Source organism: Acinetobacter sp. ANC_7655 (assembly GCF_056784015.1).
Genome location: NZ_JBWYJB010000033.1, coordinates 1 through 559, shown reverse-complemented (window position 1 = coordinate 559; position 559 = coordinate 1). Strand labels below are relative to the sequence as shown.

General features: G+C 47.0%; 1 protein-coding gene. It reads left to right on the top strand.

Annotated elements, in window-relative coordinates; all coding sequences use genetic code 11:
- Positions 1-559 (top strand): FAD-dependent oxidoreductase (locus tag AC1M9N_RS14465; protein WP_481954971.1); only part of this gene is annotated, 559 nt, incomplete at both ends.

The following is a 559-nucleotide window of genomic DNA, read 5'->3' as shown; positions in this document are numbered from 1 at the left end:
AATTGTTGCGAAGCTCGATACTAACTCTGCAGCGAAAGATGCTGAAAAACTCAATGCCAAAGATGCATTTGACGTGCTTGTGATCGGTGGTGGTCCTGCAGGTAACACATCTGCAATCTATGCGGCTCGTAAAGGTATCCGTACAGGAATCGTTGCTGAGCGCATGGGTGGTCAGGTCATGGACACCATGGATATTGAAAACTTCACATCAGTGCAAAAGACCCAAGGTCCTAAGTTTGCAGCTGAAATGGAAGCACACGTTCGTGAATACGGTGTTGACATCATGAACTTACAACGTGTGTCTGACATCAAAGGTGCGGATGAAACTGCCAACGGTTTAGTTGAAGTGACTTTAGAGAATGGTGCAAAACTTGAATCGAAAACGGTCATCCTGTCTACAGGTGCTCGTTGGAGAGAAATGAATGTACCAGGTGAGCAAGAATACAAAACCCGTGGTGTTGCGTACTGCCCACACTGTGATGGCCCATTGTTCAAAGGTAAACGTGTGGCTGTGATCGGTGGTGGTAACTCTGGTGTAGAAGCGGCAATTGACCTTGCG